Genomic DNA, 24,062 nt, shown 5'->3' with positions numbered 1-24,062 from the left:
GATTTGGGGGGCCGCCGCCACGCGCCATCCATGGCGCGGGGCGGCTAAACCGGCATCCCTGCCGGTTTACCCCCCAAATCCCTGTCGAATTCCGGCCAGCGTGGTTTAACGGGGCGCTTAAGATCAAGATCAAAAGCAGATCAAGAGCAAGAGCGACTCGCTTCGCATCGTGGTTACCGTCTGCTGTTACAACCCACAAAGTTGTGTAGATACCTATGCTCATCGCAGGCAAGCCAGCTCGCACATTGGATCGCGGGGCATCAGTTATATCTGTGTCGGCTGCCAGGCCGTCACGGGAGCAAGCTCCCTCGCCACAGATTTAGCGTCGTGCCGAAGTTGTGTAGATACCTATGCTCATCGCTGGCTTGCCTGCGATGGCGCCCGCGAGGGCGGCGCTTATTTTGGTCCGAGAATTTTCACTAACTTATCCGGCGAAGGCGCCCCTTGCTGCTGCTGCAACCCACCCTTGTCATCCAGATAGAAGATCGCCGGCGTCGCCGACAACTCCAGTTCATCCATCAGCTTCATATTGGCATCAAGCTTGGCCTCGACCTCGGCCGGGATCTTTTCCAGCGCCTTGAGCTTGCTGCCCTTGCCGGCGGCTTCGTGTTCTTGCAGGGCTTTTTGCGGGTCTTTGGCGGCGAGCAGGGCGGCGGATTTGCCTGGGCTGTCTTCGCGGATGATGCCGACCATGATGTGGCGCAACTGCACCTTGCCGGCCTTCACCCACGGGCGGGCCTGTTCCCAGAACATGTTGCAGTACGGGCAGTTGGGGTCGCTGAACAGGTAGACGGTGCGCGGGGCGTCTTTATCGCCATCCTGGATCCAGCTGCTGTTTTCCATCTTGGCCCAGACTTCCTTGGCCATCGGCGCGTACACCAGTTTTTCCAGGGGCGCGGTGCTCAGGTCATTGCCTTGGGCGTCGTACAGGTTGCCCGCGATCACGTGCTTGCCGTCGGCGGTCAGGTACAGGGCCATGCCACGGTTCTGGTACTGGGCGGCGTAGCCGGTGAGGCCGCTGGGGGCATCGAATTTGCCGATGATCTTGGCACCTTTGGCTTCGATCTGTTTGATCGGGGCCGGCAGGTCTTCGGCCTGGGCCAGCGTAGCGGCTAGCGTCAAAGGCAGCAGGGTCAGCAGGTGGCGGAGGCGAGGCATGTCGGTTTCCTTGTCGTGGTGTTGTCGAAGGGTTCCATGGCACGGGCCAGGCTGGCTTCGGAGAGTTCGCCCAGGTGGCTGTTGATCAGGCGCCCATCGGCTTGGTAGAACAACGTGGTCGGCAGCGCCATGGAACCCACAGCCTGGCCGAGGCGGCCGCTGGCGTCGAACAGCACGTTGTCGAGGTTCAGGCCCTGGGTGGCCAGATAAGTGCTGACGCTTTGCATGCTTTCGGCCTGGTTGACGAACAGGAAGGTCACATCGGGGCGCATGCGCTGGGCGTTTTCCAGCACCGGCATTTCGCGTCGGCACGGCGGGCACCAGGTGGCCCAGAGGTTGATCACCAACGGGCCGCCTTGATAATCCGCCAGTTGCACCACCTCGCCATTGGCATTGCGCAGGGTGATATCCGGCAGGCGCGTGCCTTTTTCGTACAGACTGAGGGACAGGCTGGTCATGCCCCAGAACACCAGGCCGGTGATCACCCCGGCGCTGAGCGGCTTGCGCAGGGCAGGGCGACGCCAGCCGTAGACCAGCGCGCCGAGGATCAGCGCGATGATCCCGGGCCAGGCGAGAAAGCCGCCGTCACGCAGGTCGACCATCTCCACCCAGTCGTGGCTGTAATAACTCCAGTACATCAGCACAAAGCTGACGCGGGCGGCGAGCAGGCCCAGCAGAAACAGGCTGAACAGCACCGACTCCGGGTTTTCGCCGCCGCGCTTGGCCACGCGCCAGCCCACCAGGGTGGCGAGAATCAGCGCGCTGATCAGCAGCAGGTGATTCAGGGCGATGGCGAAGGTGCCGATGGTGAGGGTCAGCATCAGAGAGCGTCCCGCGTCTGGGTCCAGCGTTGCAGGAAGGCGGCGGCGTCTACTTCGCCGGTGATGCGTTGGGCGCGGCGTTCTTCACCGTCCGGGCCGATCCACACGAAGCTCGGTGGCCCTGGCACTTTGTAGCGGCCCAGCAGCTCGCGGCTGGCGGCGTTGTCGGCGGTGACGTCCAGGCGTAACAGGCGCACGTCTTTGAGCGCGTCCATCACCTCGGGTTTGCCGAACACCTGTTTCTCCATGATCTTGCACGACACGCACCAGTCGGCGTAGTAGTCCAGCAGCACCCATTGGCCCTGGGCCTTGGCGCTGTCGAGCTGGCTTTGCAGCACGGCCGGGTCGTTGATCGTGGTGAAGGCATCGTGGGCGCTCGGTGCTCCGGCGACCTTTGAGCCGCTGTAGACCTTCAAGGGTTGCCACAGCTCATCGCTGCCACCGGCCGCCCCCACCACCAGCACCGCGCCCCACAGGCCCAGCACCAGGGAACCAGCGCCGAATACCTTGGCCGCCAGGCCGGACTCACGGGCCAGCGCCCAGCCACAGTACGCCATCACCAGCGCCAAGGCGCCCCACAGGCCGATCCACAGGCTGTCGCCGACCACCGGGCGAATCATCAGCACCGCGGTGCCCAGGAACAGGAAGCCGAAGATGCCCTTGAGCACGTTCATCCAGGTGCCCGGCTTGGGCAGGAAGCGATTGCCCACAGTCACCAGCAGCAACAGCGGGATGCCGATACCGATGCCCATGGCAAACAGGATCAGCCCCCCGTGCAGCGCATTGCCGCTCTGGGCGATGTACAGCAGGGCGCCAGCCAGGGGCGCGGTCATGCACGGCCCCACCAGCAGGCCGGACAACGCGCCGAGCACACCGGCACCTACCAGGCTGCCACCGCTTTGCTGGCGGCTGACGTTATCGAGGCGGTCGCGCAGGAAGGCGGGCAGTTGCAGTTCAAAGAAGCCGAACATCGGCAGGGCGAGCAGCACGAACAACGCCGCAAAGCTGCCGAGGATCCACGGGGTTTGCAGTAACGCCGCCAGGTTGGCGCCGAGCAACGCGGCCATCACCCCCAGGGCGGCATACACCAGCGCCATGCACACCACGTAGCTGCCGGCCAGGGCAAAGCCGCGACGCGGGCTGGCGCCGCTACCGACCACCAGGCCAGCGAGGATCGGCAGCATCGGCAACGAGCAGGGCGCAAACGCCAACAGCAGGCCCAGGCCGAAGAACACCAGCAAGCTCCACCCCAGGCTGCGCTGCTGCAGGCCGCTGGCCAGGCTTTGATCCTGGGCTTGCGCGGTCGCGGCGACGGCCGGGTTGCCGCCCAGGTCCACGGTGATCGACTGCGGCGGATAGCACAGGCCCGCATCGGCGCAGCCCTGCCAGCCGAGCTTGACCTGGCCAGTGGTTCCAGCGGGGATCTTCACTTCCAGGCCCTGGCGATACACCTGTTGTTCACCAAAGAACTCGTCGCTATGGGCTTCACCCTCGGGCAGCACGGGTTTTTCGGCCAGGCCGTCGAACTTCATGCGCTGCTGGTACAGGTAGTAACCGTCGGCAATCTGCCAAAACAGCTGGGTTTCGCCGCTTTCAAGACGTTCGGAGGTAAAGGCGAAGGCTTTGCCTACCGGGAGGAAGTCGGGTTTGGTTTCGAAGGGGCTGCCCGGCGCTGCCTGCGCGAATCCCGCGAACAACACCAGCAGAAAGGTAAACAGATGCCGCATGGTCAAGCCTTAGTTCGATGCAAGTGAGGCACACAATGTGTGGCGTTGATTAACCGATGATTAACCGCCGCTATTCTAGAGCGTAGGGATTGTCCGGTGTTGCGAACTTTAGCGGCATAATGCGCGCTTAATCCGTGGCTTTTCTAATCGCGCCATCTTTCATGAAGGGTTAACCATGCACGTACTGGTCTGTGAAGACGACGAACTGATCGCCAGTGGCATCGTGGCCGGCCTGACCGCCCAGGGCTTTACCGTGGAGCGCGTGGCCACGGCCTCGGCGGCGCGGGCGATGCTCAAGGCCGCGGCCTTCGACATCATGGTGCTCGACCTTGGCCTGCCCGACGAAGACGGCCTCAAGCTGCTGCAACAACAGCGCAGCCAGGGGTTGGACATTCCGGTGCTGATCCTCACCGCGCGGGACTCGGTGACCAACCGCGTCGATGGCTTGCAAGCCGGCGCCGACGATTACCTGCTCAAGCCCTTCGACTTGCGTGAACTCGCCGCTCGCCTGCAAACCCTGTTGCGCCGGGTGGCGGGGCGCAGCGTCAACCTGATCGAACATGGGCGCCTGGCCTACGACCCCAGCAGCCGCGAGACCTTCCTCGGCGGCCAGCCGGTGGATCTGTCCCGGCGTGAACAGGCGTTGTTGCAGGCACTGTTGCACAACAAGGGCCGCGTACTGTCCAGCGAACAGCTCAAGGACAGCGTCTACGGCTTCAGCGACGAACTGGAAAGCAACGCCCTCAACGTGCATATCCACCACCTGCGGCGCAAGTTGGGCAATGGCATCGTCGAAACCGTCAGGGGGCTGGGCTATCGCCTCGGCACGGCTGATGGGGGAGAAAACACGCCGTGAAGAGCTTGCGTCTGCGCCTGACGTTCAAGCTGGGCGCCGCTTTTGTACTGATCTGGGTGCTGGCGGCCGCCTGGATGCTCAACGACTTGCGCAACCAGATGATGTTTTCCCTCGACCAGCGCCTGGTGGCTTCTGCGCGCATGGTGGCCGGGCTCACCGAGCAGATGCCGGGCCTGGCCAGCGTCAGCGGGGGCGCGCATTTGCGCACCGAACAACTGAATGTGCCGGGTGGCATGGCTTGCCAGGTCAGCTCCTTGCGTGGCGAGATCCTGGCGCGCAGCCATACCACGCCGGAGGAAGGGTTGGAGTCGCGCCGCAGCGGCTTTCGCGACCAGATCATCGACGGCGTGGGCTGGCGCAGTTTTACCCTGTCCCGTGGCGACTTGTTGATCACCACCGCCGACCGCCAGGTGGAGCGTGAAGCCCTCAACCTGTCGATCCTGCTGGCGGCGTCGGTGCCGGTCGGCGTGGCATTGCTGGGCTGCCTGTGCCTGCTGTGGCTGGGCATTGGCCAGAGCCTGGTGCCGCTCAACCGTATGCGGGATGCCCTGATGCGGCGCAGTGTCGACTCCCTCGAGCCTCTGCAGATTCACCCGCTGCCCAGTGAACTCAAGCCGTTGCTCGACACCCAGAACCAATTGCTGCAGCGCATCGCCAAGACCATCGAGCGCGAACGTCGCCTGACCGGTGACGCCGCCCATGAACTGCGCAGCCCGTTGACCGCGATCAAGACCCACCTGCAAGTCGCGCGCATGACCGAGGGCGCGGCCCGCGACCAGTCCCTGGCGCACGCCGAGGAGGGCGCCGATCGCTTGCATCGCACCCTGGAGCAACTGTTGTTGCTGGCGCGGGTGGAGGGCAGCCTGTCGTTTGACGATGGCCTGCAGTCCAGTGCCGAGGAAGTCGCTCGGTTGGCGATCCAGGATGCCAACGCCGGCGACAATTCACGCATTGATCTGATCCTGGCACCGGATCTTTCCCCTGTTCCAGTGGCAATGCCTGTGGGCCTTGCCGTCGCGGCCTTGCGTAACCTGCTGGACAACGCCTTGCGCCATACCCCGGCCGATACCCGCGTGGAACTGCAGGTGTTTTCTACTCCGGCTAACGTGGTGTTCCGCGTGCGTGACCATGGCCAGCAAATCTCCAGCGAAGACCTGCAATACCTCACCCAACGCTTCTGGCGCAATGGCAGCAGCGAAGGCTGTGGCCTGGGCCTGGCGATTGTCCAGGCGATCGTGCAGCGCTGTTCCTGCTCGTTGCACTTCGACAGTCAGCCCGATGGTATGCGGGTCGACCTGGGCATGCCGTTGCGGCGCTGAGCAGTCCTATTCACGTGGCAAATAATTACCGCCCGCCTGAGGCTCAAGCCTTCAGGATGGCGGTAATTTTTTTGCGCTTGAACGGGCCGAATGAGTCGGCCTGAATTGAAAAGGACTGTTCTTATGTTGGTGATCGACACCAGTTTCCCCGCCAGGGATTTCAACGACCGCCGCGGCGAATCCGTGCAGCAGGTGCTTGTGCACTACACCGCCGCGCCCTTTGCTTCCTCGCTACGCACCCTCACCCAAGATGGCGTCAGCGCCCACTATCTGGTGCCCGATCCCGCTGAACCCAGCTACCGCGCTGCCGGTTATGAAGAGCTGCGGGTGTTTCGCCTGGTGGACGAGGACCAGCGCGCCTGGCACGCAGGCGTGAGCTATTGGGCGGGGAAGGCCGATCTCAACAGCCGCTCGGTGGGCATTGAAATCGTCAACCTGGCGCGGGATGAAGCGGGGGTCTTTACCTTTCCGGAGTACGCACCGGCACAGATTGACCTACTGATTGAATTGCTTCGCGACCTGCTGGAGCGCTATCCACAGGTGGGCCCCACTGACTGGCTCGGGCATTCGGACGTGGCCTACTGGCGAAAGAGCGACCCTGGGCCTCGGTTGCCCTGGCGTGTGCTGCATGAGGCCGGCATCGGGGCCTGGTTTGATGAATCGAGCCGGGCGATGTACCAGCGCCGCTTTTGTCTCGGCTTGCCGCCGGAGGTCGAAGTGGAGCGGGCGTTTCAGCGTTATGGCTACAAGCCCGCGCAGAATCGCCGGGCCTTTGAACAGCGCACCCGGGCGTTCCAGATGCACTTTCGGCCACGGGATTATTGTGGATTCCTGGATGCAGAGACGTGCGCGATCTTGTATGCCCTGAACGAAAAGTACCGCGGGATTTAATACCGAGCACTGTTCAAATGTAGGAGCGAGCTTGCTCGCGAAAAACGTCAACGATACCGCGGGCTTTCTGGATAAACGCGGCGCCGGGGAGTTTTTCGCGAGCAAGCTCGCTCCTACAATTGGATCTTCATTCATCAGTTAACAACCCTCGTCCCCTAAATCCTTTTCACGCTGAAGCGTCTCCACAACAGGAAATCCGTGCGCATGCCCTTGGGCCAGACGCCAACGGATCGGCAGTTTGGTCACGATCATCAGCGTATTGAGGGATCCACAGATGTCAGTCGCTACCAGCCGTATCGAAGACGCCCCGGTGCAGGCCGCGGAAACGCTCTATCAGTTTGACGAAAGCCCGCTGCTGGCCCGCCAGCGCCAGCAGGAATCCAACGCCCGCAGCTACCCACGGCGCATCCCCCTGGCACTCAAACGCGCCAAGGGCATTTACGTGGAGGACGTGGAGGGGCGGCGGTTTATCGACTGCCTGGCCGGCGCCGGAACCCTGGCGCTGGGGCATAACCACCCGGTGGTGATCCAGGCCATCCAGCAAGTGCTGAGCGACGAACTGCCCCTGCATACCCTGGACCTGACCACGCCGGTCAAGGATCAATTCGTGCAGGACCTGTTCGGTTTGCTCCCGTCGGAACTGGCGCGAGAAGCGAAAATCCAGTTCTGCGGCCCCACCGGCACTGATGCGGTGGAAGCCGCGTTGAAGCTGGTGCGCACTGCTACCGGGCGCAGCACCGTGCTGTCGTTCCAGGGCGGCTATCACGGCATGAGCCAGGGCGCGCTGAGTTTGATGGGCAGCCTGGGGCCAAAGAAACCCTTGGGCGCCTTGCTCGGCAATGGCGTGCAATTCCTGCCATTCCCGTATGACTACCGTTGCCCGTTTGGGCTGGGTGGCGCCGAAGGTGTGCGGGTCAACCTGCATTACCTGGAAAACCTGCTCAACGACCCGGAAGCCGGCGTGCTGTTGCCAGCGGCGGTGATTGTCGAAGTGGTCCAGGGTGAGGGCGGCGTAATCCCGGCGGACCTCGACTGGCTGCGTGGCCTGCGCCGTATCACCGCGCAAGCGGGGGTGGCGCTGATCGTCGATGAGATCCAGAGCGGTTTTGGGCGTACCGGCAAAATGTTTGCCTTCGAACACGCCGGCATCATTCCGGACGTGGTGGTCATGTCCAAGGCGATTGGCGGCAGCCTGCCGTTGGCGGTGGTGGTGTATCGCGACTGGCTCGACACCTGGCTGCCGGGCGCCCATGCCGGGACGTTCCGCGGCAACCAGATGGCGATGGCGGCGGGCTCGGCGGTGATGCGCTACCTCAAGGATCACGACCTGGCAGGCCATGCGGCGACCATGGGCGAGCGCCTGGGCGAACACCTGCGCATCCTGCAGCGCGACTTCCCGCACCTGGGGGATATCCGTGGGCGTGGGCTGATGCTGGGGGTGGAGCTGGTAGACCCGACTGGCACGCCTGATAGTCAGGGCCACCCACCGGTGCATCGCCAGTTGGCGCCGCTGGTGCAGCGCGAATGCCTCAAGCGCGGGCTGATCCTGGAACTGGGCGGGCGCCATGGCAGTGTGGTGCGTTTCCTGCCACCGCTGGTGATCACCGCTGGCGAAGTCGACCAGGTGGCTGAGATTTTCGGGCGTGCCTTGGCGGCGGCCGTGGCCAGCCTGTAATTTTCCAGGCCCTTGGTACGTTTCTACAGATATCGGTGCTGCGCGTGGTGCGCAGCCAGCCTTTGAGCGACGGAGAACAGCAATGACCTCAGTATTTGACCGCGACGACATCCTCTTTCAGGTAGTGGTCAACCATGAAGAACAGTATTCGATCTGGCCCGACTACAAGGCCGTGCCGGAAGGCTGGCGCACCGTGGGCAAGAGTGGCATGAAGAAGGAATGCCTGGCGTATATCGAGGAAGTGTGGACCGACATGCGGCCGTTGAGCCTGCGCCAGAAAATGGATGGCGCGGCCCTCGCCAACTGATTCACCCCAATACACTGTAGGAGCGAGCTTGCTCGCGAAGAACGCAAGAACGCCGCGTTTACCCTGAATAAACGCGGCGTTCTGAAGTTTTTCGCGAGCAAGCTCGCTCCTACAGGGGGGTATGGGTATAGAGGTAATCCGTCGCCAACGACGCCAGCGTCCTCACGCCTACCACCAACGCCGACTCATCCACAAAGAACCCTGGGTTGTGATTCGGCGCCGCCTTGCTCATGTCCTGATCCCTTGGGGTCACCCCCAGGAAGACAAACAGCCCCGGCGCCTCCTTGGCATAGAACGAGAAGTCTTCGGCGCCACCCACCAACGGGCCTTGCACCACATCATCCTGAGCCGCCCAGCGCAGGCTCGGCAGCATTTTCTCGGTCAGCGCCGGGTTGTTGATGGTGGGGTCGTACTTCTCGATGATCGTCACTTCGGCCTTGGCGCCACCGCTTTCGGCGATTTTCTCTACGGTTTGACGCACGTCTGCATGCAGCTTCTGGCGGATACCGTAGTCGTAGGAGCGAATGGTGCCGCTCATGTCCACCGACTCGGGGATGATGTTATAGCGGGTGCCACCGTTGATGGTGCCGATGCTCACCACAGAGGGGAATGACGAAATATCGGTACGGCGGCTGACCACGGTCTGCAGGCCGACAATGGTTTGAGCGCCAACGGTGATCGGGTCGATACCGTCCCAGGGGCGGCCGGCGTGGGTCTGTTTGCCGAGGATCCTGATGCGCAGGTCATCGGAGCTGGCCAGGGTTGGGCCAGGGCGGTAGGCGATTTGCCCGGCAGGCACACCGGCCCACACATGCAGGCCAAATACCGCATCGGGCTTGGGCGCTTTCATCACGCCTTCCTGCACCATCATCTTCGCACCCCAGGTGTTCTTGCCGTCGGGGATAAAGTCGCTGGGGCCTTCTTCGGCCGGTTGGAAATAAAACACCACGGTGCCGGGCAGGCGCTCGCGCATCCCGGTGAGAATCTTCGCAGTGCTCAGCAGGATAGCGGTATGGGCGTCGTGGCCGCAGGCGTGCATCACGTCGACTTCTTTGCCCAGGTAGGTGCCCTTGGCTTTGGAGGCGAAGGGCAGGTCGGCGACTTCCTTGACCGGCAGCGCATCCATGTCTGCGCGCAGGGCCACGGTCGGGCCGGGCAGGGCGCCTTTCAAGATGGCGACGACGCCAGTGCGGGCCACCCCGGTCTTCACCTCAAGGCCGAGTTCGCGCAACTGTTTGGCGACCAACTCGGCGGTGCGGGTTTCGGTATTGCCCAGTTCCGGATGGGCGTGGATATCGCGGCGGGTTTCCAACAGGCTGGGTTCGAGGATTTTTGCCTGGGCGGCAATGGTTTCCCGGGCACTGTCCTGGCCGCTGCTGGCGGCGATCACTGCACTGCTCGCGACCGCGCCGAGCAGACCCAAAACCCATTGGTGTGTCAGACCGTTCATTCGCATACCAACCTCTCCTTGCTTATTGTTGTGGATCTTTCTCCTGCACGCTGCCGGCAGTCTGCACCTGCACGCTCAAGCGCGGTGTCGCCAGGTCCAGCCCGGCTTCATCCAGGTGCCGCTTGAGCGACAGGTTGAATGCCCGCGACACTTCCCACTGCTTGATCGGCGCGGTCTTGAAGCGTGCGCGCAGGATCGCGCTGCCGGACTCGAAGCTTTCCACGCCCTGGATCTCCAGCGGCGACCAGATATTGCGGCGTTGCAGCGGGTCGTTGCGCATGGCATGGCCGACCTCGCGCATCAGTTTGATCGCGTCGTCGATTTCCATGTTGTAAGGGATCGCCACCCGGAAGATGGCGTAGCCGAACTCGCGGGAGTAGTTCTTGATGCTCTTGATTTCGCTGAACGGGATGGTGTGCACGATGCCGTCGATATCGCGCAGGCGCACGGTACGGATGGTCAGGCCCTCTACGGTACCGAGGTGGCCGCCGACGTCCACGTAGTCGTCGATGGCCAGGGAGTCTTCGATGATGATGAACAAGCCGGTGATCAAGTCGGCTACTAGCGATTGCGCACCAAAGCCGATGGCGATACCGATCACGCCCGCACCGGCCAGCAGGGGCGTGACGTTCATACCCATGTTCGCCAAGGCCACGATGGCGGCGATGATGAAGATGGTCACGAACAGCACGTTGCGGATCAGCGGCATCATGGTTTGCGCACGCGCGTTGGCCAGGCCTTTGCGCGAACGGGTCAGTGCGTGGTGAATCGCGGTGTCGCTGAGGATCCAGATCAGCCAGGCAAACAACAAGGTCCCACCGAGGCCGAACAGCTTTACGGCTATTTCATGACCTTCACCTTCGGTAAAGCGAATCATCGACAGGCCCCAGACCCGCAGCCCCAGTTCGATGAATACCAGCCACACCACCAGGTGCACCAGGGTGTAGACAAAGCCTTTGAGGCGTTCGGAGTACAGCGCGTGGCGTTTGTGCCCGCGTTGCGGCTTGAGAGCGTGGCGGCGCACCAGGCCGTTGATCACCATGCACAACACCAGCAGCACCGTGCACAGCAACGACTGGCGCAGGGCGGTGCTGGTGTCGCCGGCCGACAGGAAGGTGGCGAACAGTGAGATGCCCACCAGCAGAAGAGCCGGGATGTACCAGAAGGTGCCGATGATCGACAGAGTATCGGTGAGGGCGCGGCGGGTCAGTCGGCGCGACAGCGGCTGGTTGCGAATCAGGTGCGCGATGGGCCGGCGGAAACGCAGGATAAACACCCCGGTGGACAACGCCGCCATGACATTGGCCACGGTCGCGGCGGTGTGGGCCAGATGCTGGCCGAGCGCGGCAACCAGGCGCGGGTCGCTCAAGGCTTCGCCGAAGGCGGCAAAACTGCCGATCCACCACAGCGGGCGGAACGCCTGGTGGCGCAGGATATACAAGGCGCGGTGGCGGTGCGGGCCGTCGAGTACGGAGAAGGCAATCACGCAGATTGCCGAGAAACAGGTGCCGACCACCAAGGCATAGGCCAGCACCATGGCCAGGGATTTGCCCAGGGAGGAAGGCAGGGCGTAACTGAGGTAAACCGTAATCACCAAAGCGATCAGCCAGGGGCCCAGCTTGCGCAGGGCAAAGCGCAGCATGTCCCAGGTGCGCGGGTGCTGCGGCAGCTCTTCGGGCAGGCCGAAACGCTCGCGCACCCGATGGCTGAGCCAGATCAGCGCAGCGGCCAGCAGACTCCATACGGCCAGGATCACGGCAAAACCGAAGATGATCGGCAGCCATTCGCTGGCCGGCAACATCAGGGCGGCCAGTTCATCCTTGGCCAGGTCGACTTCATTGGACCAGCGCCCCAGCGGGCTGTCGGCGCCGGAAAACTGCTGCTCAAAGCCCGACAGCGTACTGCCGATCAACCCGAGTACCCCGAGTTCGGCGGCGGGCTGGGCCTTTTGCGTGGCGGCGCGCAGTTTTTTCAGGTCGCTGAGCAACTGGGTGCGTTGCTGGTCGTTTTCCAGGGTCTTGATCACTTCGTCCAGCGACTGCCCCAGGGGCACTTCCGCCCGGGGTTGGGTCTTGCTGGAGCCGCCCAGCATCCCGGGCAAGCCCACGGCTTGGGCGGGCATCACTGGCAGCAGCGTGAGCAGGGCGATCAGCAGGTAGCAGGGCAGGGCAAACAGACGGGAAAGCACGAGGCGGTCAACCTTGAAAACGACGAATTGACCGAGTGTACGAGGCCGCTATGCCCAATGCGAGCGCATTTGTCACTGCGCCAGTTTGGCGAGGATCTTGTAGAGCACGGTGCCGAGGATCAACAGCATGCCGATCCACATGCCAAACACGCCCAGAGGCTTGTCGCGAAAGTTGAAGCCGACCGCGAGCATGATCATGCCGATCACGATGGGGATCAGCATGGCGTGGAATGAGGACATTGAGATCATGGCGAGGGGCGGCCTTGTCGGACTGGAAGTTCTGACAAGTCTAGGCCGGATTGGCAGAAGTGCAGTTGATGTGAGTCAGATAGCCTTATATCTGTTTGGAAACCCATCGCGGGCAAGCCCGCTCCCACACTGAAATGCATTCACAGATCAAATGTGGGAGCGGGCTTGCCCGCGATGGGCGCGCCTGGGTCTCAGGGTAAATCGCGACTGGCGTAGAACGCCCCCAGCACCTTGACCAGATGCGCCAGGTCATGGCTGCCGCACAGCTCGCGGATCGAGTGCATGGCAAAGGTCGGCAAGCCGATGTCCACGGTGCGCACGCCCAGGTGGCTGGCAGTGATGGGGCCGATGGTCGAGCCGCAGCCCATGTCGCTGCGCACCACGAAGCTTTGCACTGGCACTTCCTGGGCCATGCACAGGTGGCGGAAGAACCCGGCGGTTTCGCTGTTGGTGGCGTAGCGCTGGTTGCTGTTGACCTTGATCACCGGGCCGGCGTTGAGTTTCGGGCCGTGGTTGGCGTCGTGTTTCTCGGCGTAGTTGGGGTGCACGCCGTGGGCGTTGTCTGCCGATACCAGCAGGGATTTCTGAATGGTGCGTACGAATTCTTCACCTTCGGGCAGCAGGCGACGCAGGGTCTGTTCCAGCATCGGGCCATCGGCACCGCAGGCCGAGCAGGAGCCGACTTCTTCGTGGTCGTTGCATACCAGCACGCAGGTTTCATCGGTGTCGCTGGTGAGCAAGGCTTGCAAGCCGGCGTAGCACGACAGCAGGTTGTCCAGGCGCGCACCGGCAATGAAGTCGCCATTGAGGCCGATCACGGCAGCACTTTGGGTGTCGTAGAAACTCAGCTCGTAGTCGAGCACCACATCGGCATTCAACCCATGCTCGCGGGCCAACTGTTCGGTGAGCACGGCGCGAAAGTCCACGCGTTCGTCACCGGCAAACTGCGCCAGGATCGGCGGCAGCTCGGTCTGGGCATTGATTGCCCAGCCCTGGTTGGCTTCACGGTTGAGGTGAATGGCCAGGTTGGGAATGATGGCGATCGGCAGCTTGAAATCGATCAGTTGGCTCTCGACCTTGCCATCGCGGCGGAAGGTAACACGGCCTGCCAGGGACAGGTCGCGGTCGAACCAGGGCGCCAGTAGCGCGCCGCCGTAGACTTCCACGCCCAGTTGCCAGAAGCCCTGACGTTGCAGCTCCGGCTGGGGCTTGACCCGCAGGCATGGGCTGTCGGTATGGGCGCCGACCATGCGGATACCGTCCTGCAGCGGCGATTGGCGGCCGAGCTTGAAGGCGATGATCGAGGAATCGTTGCGGGTCACGTAGTAGCGACCGTTGGCCTCGGTGGCCCAGGTGTCGCGCTCGTCGAGACGCTGGTAACCGGCCGCTTCCAGGCGTTGGGCCAGGGCGGCAGTGGCGTGAAAAGGAGTAGGGGAGGCCTTGAGGAAGTCGATCAGGCCTTGATTCAACGCTTCGCGCATAAATAGCTCCAGACAGCAGTGTGCGGAGTTTACCGTATTGGCCCCGCCGATTCATTGTAGGAGCGAGCTTGCTCGCGAAAAACTCAACGGCACCGCAGCCATTCAGGCTATACGCGGTGTTCTCAGGTTCTTCGCGAGCAAGCTCGCTCCTACAAGGTCATCGTCTTTGTCTTAAAAAGGGGCTGGGCACTCGAAGCGCAGGCGCTCGCCGCTTTGCGGATGGGTGAAGCTGAGCATGCTTGCATGCAGGCACAGGCGCGGCCAGGCGGCCAGGGCTTGTTCATGGGCGTACAGACCATCGCCCAGCAACGGATGCCCGATGGACAACATATGCACGCGCAACTGGTGCGAGCGCCCGGTGATGGGTGTCAGCTCTACGCGGCACCAGTCGCCGCAACGCTCCAGGACTTTCCAGAAGGTCAGTGCATGTTTGCCGAACTCATGGTCGACCACATGGCGGGGCTTGGTCGGCGGGTCGTAGCGCAGGGGCAGGTCAATGCTGCCGCTGTCCAGTGCCGGTTGGCCCCAGGCCAGGGCGGTGTAGGCCTTTTCGGTCTCGCGGTCGTGAAACTGGCGGGACAGTTCGCGGTGGGTATCCGCGTCCCGGGCCAGCAGGATGATCCCCGACGTTTCCCAGTCCAGGCGATGGACGATGCGGGCTTCGGGGTAGCCGTTTTCCTGCAGGCGAGTGATCAGGCAGTCCTTGTTGTCGTCGGCGCGACCAGGCACCGAGAGCAGCAGGGTCGGCTTGTTCACCACCAGGACAGCGTCGTCCTGATGCAGGATATGGATATTGGACAGCGGCATTAAACAGCCTCGTAACAAACGCCAACGGCGGCTCCACTGACGGCCCCCTCACCCTGTAGGAGCGAGGGGGCCGTCAGTGGAGCCGCCGTGGCGACCGCCCGTTCGATCAACGATCGGGCAGGGTGATATTGAGTTCCAGAATCGAGCAGCTGCCGTCATTTTCCAGGGCGACATGCACGTCATCGTTGCCGATATTGACGTACTTGCGGATCACCTCGACCAGTTCCTTCTGCAAGGCTGGCAGGTAATCCGGCGTGCTGCGTTGGCCGCGTTCGTGCGCCACGATGATCTGTAGACGCTCTTTCGCTACCGACGCGGTACTTGGCTTTTTGTTGGCGCGAAAGAAGTCGAGAAATTTCATTGTTTAGTTGCCTCCAAAGATACGCTCGAAGAATCCCTTCTTCTTGACATCGAGGAAGCGGTGTTCCACGGTCTTGCCCAGCAAGCGATCAACTGCATCGCTGTACGCCTGGCCGGCGTCGCTCTGGTCGTCGAGAATCACCGGTACGCCCTGGTTGGATGCCTTCAGGACGGCCTGGGATTCCGGAATCACGCCCAGCAGGGTCACGGCGAGGATTTCCTTCACGTCTTCAACACCCAGCATTTCGCCGTTGTTGACGCGCTCCGGGTTGTAGCGGGTGAGCAGCAGGTGCTCCTTGATCGGGTCCTGGCCTTCTTCGGCGCGCTTGGACTTGCTGGCCAACAGGCCGAGCATGCGGTCCGAGTCACGTACGGAGGAGACTTCCGGGTTGGTTACCACGATGGCTTCGTCGGCGAAGTACATCGCCAGGTGAGCACCGGTTTCGATACCGGCCGGAGAATCGCAGACCACGTATTCGAAGGTTTCCTTGAGCTCGGCGAGGACTTTGCCGACGCCTTCTTTGGTCAGCGCGTCTTTGTCACGGGTCTGGCTGGCAGCCAGCACGTACAGGTTCTCAAGGCGCTTGTCCTTGATCAGGGCCTGTTGCAGGTTGGCTTCGCCGTTCACCACGTTGACGAAGTCATACACCACGCGACGCTCGCAGCCCATGATCAGGTCAAGGTTACGCAGACCGACGTCGAAGTCGACGATGACTGTCTTGTGGCCGCGCAGAGCGAGGCCGGTACCGATAGCGGCGCTGGTGGTGGTCTTACCCACACCACCCTTGCCGGATGTAACCACGAGAATCTTGGCCAAGGTGTTTCACCCCTAAGGAAAAAGGACTTTCGGTCCCTGAAAAACATCTCTTGAAACTCGCTGCAGGCGGACAGCCTTTGCAGGAAAAGAAGGAGTTTCCATGGGGAAACACCAACTTCCAATTAGTCCTACACAAGTCTTGCCGGTTTCGCTTTGCTATCAGAGTCTAGAGATGCTTGGAAAATGCGGCAGTATCCGTTAAAGACGGATGATGTTCAACACATCGCCCGACAGGTTGACCTGTACCGAAGCGCCCCACAGTGGATCGCGGCGCAAATCTTCGGAAACCTTGTACTGACCCGCGATGGAAACCAGCTCGGCGGTCAACTGCTGGCAGAAAATACGTGCCTTGGTATCCCCCTTGATGCCGGCCAGGGCGCGTCCGCGCATCGGGCCGTATACATGGATGTTGCCATCGGCAAGAAGTTCCGCCCCCGGGCTGACCGAGGAAACCACCACAAGGTCGCCGCCCTGGGCGTAAATCTGCTGCCCGCCGCGTACCGGCGAGGTGATGATCTTTGTAGGCCTGATCGCAGGCTCCGGTGGTTTTTCCGGTTTTTTCTTTTCTTCGCCGACCAATGGCTCCAGCGCACGCTCGCGGGCGCCGGACGGTGGCAGTACTGGCAGTTCAATGGCGATGGCGGCGGCAATGTCTTCGATGCGGCTGGCGCGAATCGCCAGTGTGCGCAGGCCATGGGAACGGCATACGCGCATCAGGCCGGGCAAATCAATCACGCCCTGGCCAGCCGGCAGCTTGTCCAGCGCCAGCACCAGCGGGGCGTTGTTGAAGAAGTTCGGCGCCAGGGCGACCTTGGCGGCCAGTTGGCGGTCCAGGGCGTCGAGGTCATTGCGGGCCAGTTCCAGCACGGTAATGGCGAGCATGCTGCCTTTTAGCTGGAACACGGGATCTTGGTCTAGCGGTTCGGTTTGGCTCATGGTCGGCGAAAGCGGCTTGTCACGAAAAGTGTCGAGACTTATAACGAGAACACTCACCCGCCGCAAGCCGAGTCGAACCGTTGTAGAATGCGCGGCCCTTGTCTTTACCGGAATCTGTAATGGATCGCCCGCGTTTTCGAGCTGTATTTCTTCACCCGCGTTTTTGGCTGCTATGGCTGGGGCTCGGCCTGCTGTGGCTGGTCACTCAATTGCCGTATCGGGCGCTGTTGACCATTGGTCGCCTGCTGGGCGCGGGCATGTACCGCGTGGCAGGTGATCGTCGCCGCATCGCGGCGCGCAACCTAGAGCTGTGCTTCCCGGAAAAATCCGTCAAGGAACGCAAACGCCTGCTCAAGGAAAACTTCGCTTCCACCGGCATCGCCTTCTTTGAAATGGCCATGAGCTGGTGGTGGCCCAAGCCGCGCCTGGCGCGCCTGGCCCATGTCGAAGGGCTGGAGCACCTCACGCAGGCGCAGTTGGACGGCAAGGGCGTGATCCTCATGGCGCTGCACTTCACCACCCTGGAAATCGGCGCGGCGCTGCTGGGGCAGAAGCACACCATTGACGGCATGTACCGCGAACACGGCAACCCGCTGTTCGACTTTATCCAGCGCCGTGGCCGTGAACGCCACAACCTCGATTCCCTGGCCGTGGAGCGCGACGACGTGCGCGGCATGCTCAAGCTGCTGCGCGCCGGCCGGGCCATCTGGTACGCACCGGACCAGGACTACGGCGCCAAGCAAAGCATCTTCGTGCCGTTGTTCGGCATCCAGGCTGCTACCGTTACCGCTACCAGCAAATTCGCACGCCTGGGCAAGGCGCTGGTGGTGCCGTTTACTCAGGAGCGCCTGGCTGACGGTAGCGGGTACCGCCTGGTGATCCATCCGCCGCTGACCGACTTCCCGGGTGAAACCGACGAGATCGACTGCCTGCGCATCAACCAGTGGGTCGAAGCCTCGGTACGCGCATGCCCTGAGCAATACCTGTGGACCCATCGCCGCTTCAAGAGCCGGCCGCCGGGTGAGCCCAAGTTGTACGAAAAGCGCCGTCGATAAGCCCAACCCTTTCTCACATGGATTGATGCAATGCGCCAAGCTGAACCGGTCACAGGCTTGATTCTTTCTGGCGGCGGGGCGCGAGCGGCGTATCAGGTGGGGGTGCTGGCGGCGATTGCCGAGTTGCTGCCTGCGGGGACAGCGAATCCTTTTCCGGTGATCGTCGGCACCTCGGCTGGTGCAATCAATGCGGTGAGCCTGGCCAGCGGCGCCAGTGATTTTTCGGCAGCCATCCAACGGCTGACCGCATTCTGGCAGGGCTTTCGCAGCCATCAGGTGCTGCGCAGTGACTGGCCGGGGGTGATGCGCCAGGCCAGTCGTTTCCTGATCCATAGCCTGTTGGGCCTGGGTAGCCAGGTGCCGGTGGCGTTGCTCGACAGCTCGCCGCTGCGCGACCTGTTGCAGGAACGCTTGAACTTGGACGGTATCGACGAGGCTATCCGCCGCAAGCACTTGCAGGCGGTGGCGGTGACGGCCTTTGGCTATGAGTCCGGGCAAGCGGTGACCTTCTATCAGGGCGGCGGCACCATCGATGCCTGGTTGCGTCATCGGCGCATTGGGGTACCGACCCAACTGACGGTAGAGCACCTGTTGGCAAGCTCCGCGATTCCGCTGTTGTTCGCTCCGGTCAAACTTGACGAAGAGTACTTCGGCGATGGCGCCGTGCGGCAGTCAGCGCCCATCAGCCCGGCCTTGCACCTGGGGGCCAGCCGCGTATTGGTCGTCGGTGTGAGCGGCAACCCAAGGGGCAATGAAGCCTCGACGCAACGCACCTACACCGGCCAGCAACCGACCCTGGCGCAAATCGGCGGGCACATGCTCAACAGCACGTTCATTGACAGCCTGGAAAGCGATATCGAGCTGCTGGAGCGCTTGAATCAGTTCAGTCGGGTTGTCCCTGCCGATGCCGCGGTACAGGGCCTGGCGCCGGTGGATGTGCTGGTGATTGCGCCCAGCCAGCCCATCGATGAAATCGCCGCGCGACATCGCCAGGAATTGCCGGCGGCGTTGCGTGTGTTTTTGCGCGGGCCGGGGGCGACCAAGACCAGCGGGGCAGGGGTGTTGAGTTATCTGTTGTTCGAGGGGGGGTATTGCAGTGAGTTGATCGAACTGGGGCGCAAGGATGCGCTGGCCAAGCGCGAAGAAATCACTCGTTTCCTGGGCCTGACGCCGAACTGAATGTGGGAGCTGGCTTGCCTGCGATAGCGGTATGCCAGCCAACACTGTTGGCACAGACACATCGCGATCGCAGGCAAGCCAGCTCCCACAGGGAACCGCGGTCAACCTTTAGAAGTGGTATTTGACCAGGAAGCTTGCTGTGTCCTGGGTTGTCTTGAAGGCGCCGCTGTCTTCAATCCCGTACTTGTTCTTCCAGTAGTCGTATTCAAAACCCACATACAACTGCTTGTCGCCCCAATGCAGCGCCTTGCCCAAGTCGTATTTGACCTGCGGGTTGAAGTGCAGGTTGGCGTGATAAGTGCCGCGGGCGTTCTTGTCGTTATCCACCACCCAGTCCATGAAACCGTCGATCAGCACGTCGGAATTACCCACGGGAATGGTGTACGACCAGACCGGAGTGATCTGCCACACGCCGTCACCCGGGCGATTGCCCTCGGTCTGGCGCTGGTAGAAGTTCAACTGGAAGTAGTCGAAACCGGGGATGTTCAAGTCGAACGCCGGACCCAGCAGGTAGGACTCGTTATCGCCCTCGCCGAACTCATAGGTGAAGGCCAGCAGCACGTCCTTGATCGGGCCGAACGACAGGTCCTTGTCCAGGATCTTGCCGAACGACAAACGCGGGCTGAACTCGCCGTAGTAAGTATTCGGGCCGACATTGCCGTCTTCCTTGCCGTTGTAAAAGATACGGTCGAGGAAGAAGAAGTTGTCGCCGTACTTCCATGCGTCGGCATGTTCGAAGGTGACGGTTTGCTGGATCTGCGGGTTGACGGTAAAGCTCTTGCCCCACAGATAAGTCAGGCTGTTGTTTTGCCACTGCAACAAGTCACCGGCTACGGCCTGGCCACCGGCCAACAGTGATCCAGCCAGCATCAGGCCTTTGAACATAGGTTTCATTCGGTTGCTCCCGAGTTAAAATTTTATGGTTTTTCTTCTACGCAGGCGCTCTGGTGTGGCGCCTTTTGGTTCGCTGCAAAAATCGTCTGTTCGGTCAGCTTTGATGCTTTTAGCAAGAGCTGCGCCAAGGTGCTGAAAAAGCCAAAAAATCCCCGTCGGCTGCAGCGGATGCAGTCGAATTCAGGGGACTTTTGTGCACTTTGGCAGCAAACATCAGGCCGGGATAAGTTGGCCTTGAGGTCAGCTTTTACATTCGCTGTTTTTTTTTGAGTCGATTCGAGCGGGCGCGGAGAATACTGGCTCCCAGGCCTGGGCTCAAGTGCGCTGTAACAGAGCGCGAGGGGCAAGAATGGGGCGCGGCGTGTGGCCGGCCCCATGTCAAGGTTGTGCATGTGGGGGTTCCCTGTTTGTTGTTATTTTTGTACTAACAAAGGAATCAATGCGTATGCGCGACTTCGGGGCGCTCAGCGCCGCCGAGGATGTTGAACAGGATGTTCAGCGACAGCGCGCTGAGGGTGGCCATGGCGATGCCGCTGTGGGTAATCGGGCTCATCCACAACGGCAGCTGTGCGAAGAACTCCGGGCGTACCACGGGGATCAGGCCCATGCCGATGCTCACCGCCACCAGCAACTGGTTACGGCGGTCGGCGATGTCGGCTTCCTGCAGAATCTTGATCCCGGTTGCGGCCACCATCCCGAACATCGCAATCGCCGCGCCGCCGAGTACCGCAGGTGGAATTGAAGCCACCAGATAGGCCGCCTTGGGCAACAGGCTGAGCACGATCAAGAACGCGCCGGCCATGAGCGTGACCGAGCGGCAGCGCACGCCGGTCATCTGCACCAGGCCGATATTCTGCGCGAAGGAGGAGTGGGTAAAGGTGTTGAAGAAGCCGGCAAAGAACGACGCGCCGGCATCACACAACAGGCCGCGTCGCAGCATCTTCGGCGTGACCTCCTGGCCGGTGATCTTGCCCAGGGCGAGGAACATGCCGGTGGACTCGACAAAAATGATCACCACCACCAGGCACATCGACAGGATCGGCGCCAACTCGAACTTGGGCATGCCAAAGTGCAACGGCGTCACCACCTGCACCCACGGCGCCTGGGCCAGGCCACTGAGGTCGACCATGCCGATCACACCACATAGCGCGTAACCCAGGCCCATGCCGATCAGTACCGAGATGTTCACCCAGAAGCCGCGCATGAAGCGGTTGATCAGCAAGATCGTGGCCAGTACCAGGGCGGCAATCGCCAGGTAGACCGGCGAGCCAAACGTGGCGGCGGCGCTGCCCCCGCCGGCCCAGTTCACCGCCACGGGGAACAGCGAAAGGCCGATGGCGGTGATCACCGTACCGGTCACCAGCGGCGGGAAAAAGCGCACCACCTTGGACATGAACGGTGCGATGAGCATGCCGAAGAACCCGGCGGCGATGGTCGCGCCGAAGATGCCCTGCAAACCGATGCCGGGCATGCCGGCCATGGCGACCATGCTGCCCACGGCGGCAAAACTGGCGCCCATCATCACCGGCATGCGGATGCCCATGGGGCCGATGCCGAACGACTGCACCATGGTGGCGATACCGGCTACCAGCAGGTCGGCGTTGATCAGAAAGGCGATTTCTTCACGGCTCAAGCCGGCGGCCTGGCCAATGATCAGGGGCACGGCGACGGCACCGCCGTACATCAGCAAGACGTGTTGCAGGCCTACCAGGATCAGTTGCAAGAGGGGCAGCCGCACCATGGCGGGCGCGGCAGGAGTCTGCGTTTCTAACTGGGACATGCAACACCTCGAATCTTTTTATTTTTGTGTTGTTTGGCATTCAATTGCCGGATGAAACTTAATCTTCAAACCATCACTGATCTCCCTTGTGGGAGCTGGCTTGCCTGCGATGGCGGTGTGTCAGTCACCGAAAATGTTGGTGATCTGCCGCTATCGCAGGCAAGCCAGCTCCCACATGGGAACGGTGTGAAACAGTCAGTTGGTACGGGCCCCCTGATTAATCCAGGTGCCGATCAAATCCCGTTCCTGCTGGGTCATCTGGGTAATGTTGCCCAGCGGCATGATCTGGCTGGCCACGGCCTGCGCTTGAATCCGCGCCGCCTGCTGCTGGATCTGTGCCGGTGTGTCGAACATCACCCCAGCCGGTGCCGTACTGAACAGCGGGCTGGTGGGCTTGGCCGAATGGCACACGGTGCAGCGTTGCTCGATCACGTGGTGCACCTGGCCGAAGTCCGTGGTGGCCTGGGCCGGTGCCGGTTCAGCGGCGGGTGCGGCGGGTGCGGCGGGTGCGGCAGGCGCGGCCGGTTTCAAGCCACCGCCCAGTGCGGTTTCCGGCAGGGGTTGGTACTCGATGGCAGCCGGTGCCTTGGCAATCGGTTCAGCCGGCTTGGGCCCGGTCACGTAGGCCAGGCTGATCATCGCCAAGGCGCCTACAGGCAAGGTCCACGCATACTTCTGGCTGTCATGCCGGGTGTTGAAGTAATGGCGCACCAACACTGCTGCCACCGCGATACCGGCCAGGATCAGCCAGTTGTATTGGCTGCCATAGGTGCTCGGGAAGTGGTTGCTGATCATGATGAACAGCACCGGCAAGGTGAAGTAGTTGTTGTGGCGTGAGCGCAGCAGACCTTTGGCCGGCAGCGCCGGGTCGGGCGTGCGATTCTCGGCGATGGCTGCCACCAGCGCGCGTTGGGCCGGCATGATGATGCGAAACACGTTACCCACCATGATCGTGCCGATCACCGCGCCCACGTGCAGGTAGGCACCGCGGCCGCTGAACACCTTGCTGAAGCCGTAAGCCGCCGCAATCAACAGCACGAACAGGATCAAGCCGAGCAGGGCAGGGCGTTTGCCCAGGGCCGAGTCGCAGAGGAAGGAGTAGATGAACCAGCCGGCGAACAGTGAGCCGATGCCCAGCAATACGCCTTCGGTACCGCTGAGGCTGCTGCCGGGGGCGAGCAGGTACAGCGTCGGGTTGAGGTAGAACACCACGCACAGCAGCGCGACGCCCGACATCCAGGTGAAATAGGCTTCCCATTTGAACCAGTGCAGGTTGTCCGGCATGGTCGGCGGGGCCAGTTTGTATTTTTCCAGGTGGTAGATACCGCCACCGTGGATCGCCCACAAGTCACCGGCCAGGCCGTTCTTGGGGTTGACGCGATTAAGGTTGTTTTCCAGCCAGACGAAGTAGAAAGAAGCGCCGATCCAGGCGACGCCAGTGATCATGTGAACCCAGCGCACGCTCAGGTTCAGCCATTCCAACAGATGTGCTTCCACAGTCTTTACCTCTCGCCTGTCACCCTTGTTGTCGGGTGATCAGACCTTCTCTTATTGGTGGGGGGCGAGGATCAAACGCTCATCCTCTTTGAAAAAATGCTCATCGCAGTTATTGCCTGTGCCACTGCGATCAACCACCAGGAAGTCATCCCGCTTTTCGATCGTCAGCACCGGGTGGTGCCAGACGCCGCGATGGTAATTAATGCCCTGCCTGCCGTTGGTGACGAAGGCGCGGACCAAGCCCGATACAGGTTCATCGCCAAGTGGCGCGACCACGATCAGAAAGGGGTTGCCGAGCAGCGGAATGAAAGCCTGGCTGCCCAGCGGGTGTCTCTCCAGCATGCACACGGTCAGCGGCATGTCCTGCGCGTCGGCGCGGAAGATGCTGATGATGGCGTGGTCTTCCGGCTTCGCGGTTTCGACCGTGGCCAGTTTGTGAAAGCGCATGGTCGACCCGTTGTTGATCATGAAGTGATCGCTGCCATCGGTTTCGATAACGTCTCCGAAAGGGGCGAAGGCTTCTTTGGTCAGGGGTTCGATCATCAGTGTGCGCATGGCTGTCTTCTTGTCTTGTCTATAGATCGTTCCCACGCTCTGCGTGGGAACGCTGCCCTG

23 protein-coding genes are annotated in these 24,062 nt (G+C 61.9%); 7 read left to right on the top strand and 16 right to left on the bottom strand.

Annotation, left to right across the window (positions count from 1 at the left end; translation table 11 throughout):
• Positions 1-396: 396 nt before the first annotated feature.
• From dsbG to dsbD, 3 genes are read right to left on the bottom strand one after another with little or no spacing between them, the layout of a single operon-like run.
• Positions 397-1,158, bottom strand: a complete 762-nt coding sequence (dsbG, locus tag BT204_RS19955) for a thiol:disulfide interchange protein DsbG (RefSeq protein ID WP_054896344.1) — start codon at positions 1,156-1,158, stop codon at positions 397-399.
• Positions 1,134-1,979, bottom strand: a complete 846-nt coding sequence (locus tag BT204_RS19950; protein WP_034126122.1) for a TlpA disulfide reductase family protein — start codon at positions 1,977-1,979, stop codon at positions 1,134-1,136. Before BT204_RS19950 ends, dsbG begins: the two co-directional genes overlap by 25 nt.
• Complete coding sequence (dsbD, locus tag BT204_RS19945) at positions 1,979-3,706, bottom strand: protein-disulfide reductase DsbD (protein ID WP_034126123.1); 1,728 nt, start codon at positions 3,704-3,706, stop codon at positions 1,979-1,981. The genes BT204_RS19950 and dsbD overlap by 1 nt, the downstream gene beginning before the upstream one ends.
• A gap of 175 nt (positions 3,707-3,881) precedes the next feature.
• Here dsbD and BT204_RS19940 point away from each other — a divergent pair, with 175 nt between their 5' ends.
• The 5 genes from BT204_RS19940 (at position 3,882) to BT204_RS19920 (ending at position 8,754) form a co-directional block, all read left to right on the top strand.
• Entirely contained in the window at positions 3,882-4,562 is a 681-nt protein-coding gene (locus BT204_RS19940; protein ID WP_014719307.1) for a response regulator, read from the top strand.
• The gene (locus BT204_RS19935) at positions 4,559-5,881 is read left to right on the top strand and encodes an ATP-binding protein (protein WP_072448036.1); all 1,323 of its coding nucleotides are present in this window, start codon (positions 4,559-4,561) and stop codon (positions 5,879-5,881) included. Before BT204_RS19940 ends, BT204_RS19935 begins: the two co-directional genes overlap by 4 nt.
• Positions 5,882-6,004: 123 nt before the next feature.
• The gene (locus tag BT204_RS19930) at positions 6,005-6,772 is read left to right on the top strand and encodes an N-acetylmuramoyl-L-alanine amidase (RefSeq protein ID WP_072448034.1); all 768 of its coding nucleotides are present in this window, start codon (positions 6,005-6,007) and stop codon (positions 6,770-6,772) included.
• 274 nt (positions 6,773-7,046) lie between these two features.
• Positions 7,047-8,447 (top strand): aspartate aminotransferase family protein, encoded by a 1,401-nt coding sequence (locus tag BT204_RS19925; RefSeq protein WP_054896341.1) that lies wholly within the window; start codon positions 7,047-7,049, stop codon positions 8,445-8,447.
• 82 nt (positions 8,448-8,529) lie between these two features.
• The gene (locus tag BT204_RS19920) at positions 8,530-8,754 is read left to right on the top strand and encodes an MbtH family protein (RefSeq protein ID WP_003192847.1); all 225 of its coding nucleotides are present in this window, start codon (positions 8,530-8,532) and stop codon (positions 8,752-8,754) included.
• A gap of 109 nt (positions 8,755-8,863) precedes the next feature.
• On the opposite strand, the gene BT204_RS19915 is transcribed toward BT204_RS19920, so the two are convergent.
• From BT204_RS19915 to minC, 8 genes are all read right to left on the bottom strand, one after another.
• Positions 8,864-10,210 (bottom strand): amidohydrolase, encoded by a 1,347-nt coding sequence (locus tag BT204_RS19915; protein WP_054896340.1) that lies wholly within the window; start codon positions 10,208-10,210, stop codon positions 8,864-8,866.
• A gap of 16 nt (positions 10,211-10,226) precedes the next feature.
• Positions 10,227-12,392, bottom strand: coding sequence for a mechanosensitive ion channel family protein (locus BT204_RS19910; protein WP_072448033.1), 2,166 nt, complete (start codon positions 12,390-12,392; stop codon positions 10,227-10,229).
• Between the two features lie 72 nt (positions 12,393-12,464).
• Positions 12,465-12,641, bottom strand: a complete 177-nt coding sequence (locus BT204_RS27940; protein ID WP_164692207.1) for a hypothetical protein — start codon at positions 12,639-12,641, stop codon at positions 12,465-12,467.
• Positions 12,642-12,832: 191 nt separating this feature from the next.
• On the bottom strand, positions 12,833-14,122 hold the full coding sequence (locus BT204_RS19905) for a M18 family aminopeptidase (RefSeq protein ID WP_003192841.1): 1,290 nt from the start codon (positions 14,120-14,122) through the stop codon (positions 12,833-12,835).
• A gap of 171 nt (positions 14,123-14,293) precedes the next feature.
• Positions 14,294-14,929, bottom strand: a complete 636-nt coding sequence (locus BT204_RS19900; protein ID WP_003192838.1) for an RluA family pseudouridine synthase — start codon at positions 14,927-14,929, stop codon at positions 14,294-14,296.
• Between the two features lie 106 nt (positions 14,930-15,035).
• Positions 15,036-15,290, bottom strand: coding sequence for a cell division topological specificity factor MinE (minE, locus tag BT204_RS19895; RefSeq protein ID WP_003175252.1), 255 nt, complete (start codon positions 15,288-15,290; stop codon positions 15,036-15,038).
• Between the two features lie 3 nt (positions 15,291-15,293).
• Positions 15,294-16,106, bottom strand: a complete 813-nt coding sequence (gene minD, locus BT204_RS19890; RefSeq protein WP_003192835.1) for a septum site-determining protein MinD — start codon at positions 16,104-16,106, stop codon at positions 15,294-15,296.
• A gap of 198 nt (positions 16,107-16,304) precedes the next feature.
• Positions 16,305-17,042, bottom strand: a complete 738-nt coding sequence (gene minC / locus BT204_RS19885) for a septum site-determining protein MinC (RefSeq protein WP_003192832.1) — start codon at positions 17,040-17,042, stop codon at positions 16,305-16,307.
• Positions 17,043-17,161: 119 nt separating this feature from the next.
• Here minC and BT204_RS19880 point away from each other — a divergent pair, with 119 nt between their 5' ends.
• Together BT204_RS19880 and BT204_RS19875 are read left to right on the top strand one after the other, a co-directional pair.
• Positions 17,162-18,097, top strand: coding sequence for a lipid A biosynthesis lauroyl acyltransferase (locus BT204_RS19880; RefSeq protein ID WP_054920436.1), 936 nt, complete (start codon positions 17,162-17,164; stop codon positions 18,095-18,097).
• A gap of 30 nt (positions 18,098-18,127) precedes the next feature.
• Complete coding sequence (locus BT204_RS19875; RefSeq protein WP_072448031.1) at positions 18,128-19,276, top strand: patatin-like phospholipase family protein; 1,149 nt, start codon at positions 18,128-18,130, stop codon at positions 19,274-19,276.
• A 108-nt stretch (positions 19,277-19,384) separates the two neighbouring features.
• Here the strand turns inward: BT204_RS19875 and BT204_RS19870 are convergent, their stop codons facing one another.
• The 5 genes from BT204_RS19870 to BT204_RS19855 form a co-directional block, all read right to left on the bottom strand.
• Positions 19,385-20,170 carry an outer membrane protein OmpK gene (locus BT204_RS19870; protein ID WP_003192827.1) on the bottom strand — a complete coding sequence of 262 codons (786 nt, stop codon included), beginning with the start codon at positions 20,168-20,170 and terminating at the stop codon, positions 19,385-19,387.
• Positions 20,171-20,193: 23 nt separating this feature from the next.
• Positions 20,194-20,562, bottom strand: a complete 369-nt coding sequence (locus BT204_RS27625) for a hypothetical protein (protein ID WP_125919870.1) — start codon at positions 20,560-20,562, stop codon at positions 20,194-20,196.
• 44 nt (positions 20,563-20,606) lie between these two features.
• On the bottom strand, positions 20,607-21,950 hold the full coding sequence (locus BT204_RS19865) for a nucleobase:cation symporter-2 family protein (RefSeq protein WP_032896003.1): 1,344 nt from the start codon (positions 21,948-21,950) through the stop codon (positions 20,607-20,609).
• A 195-nt stretch (positions 21,951-22,145) separates the two neighbouring features.
• Positions 22,146-23,447 (bottom strand): urate hydroxylase PuuD, encoded by a 1,302-nt coding sequence (locus BT204_RS19860; RefSeq protein ID WP_072448029.1) that lies wholly within the window; start codon positions 23,445-23,447, stop codon positions 22,146-22,148.
• Positions 23,448-23,498: 51 nt separating this feature from the next.
• Entirely contained in the window at positions 23,499-24,002 is a 504-nt protein-coding gene (locus BT204_RS19855; RefSeq protein WP_003192823.1) for an ureidoglycolate lyase, read from the bottom strand.
• Positions 24,003-24,062: the final 60 nt, after the last annotated feature.

This window comes from Pseudomonas sp. NFPP02, assembly GCF_900119355.1.
GTDB lineage: Bacteria > Pseudomonadota > Gammaproteobacteria > Pseudomonadales > Pseudomonadaceae > Aquipseudomonas > Aquipseudomonas paracarnis.
The sequence above is the reverse complement of the archived record's forward strand: the minus strand, read 5'-3'. Positions and strand labels throughout refer to the sequence as shown.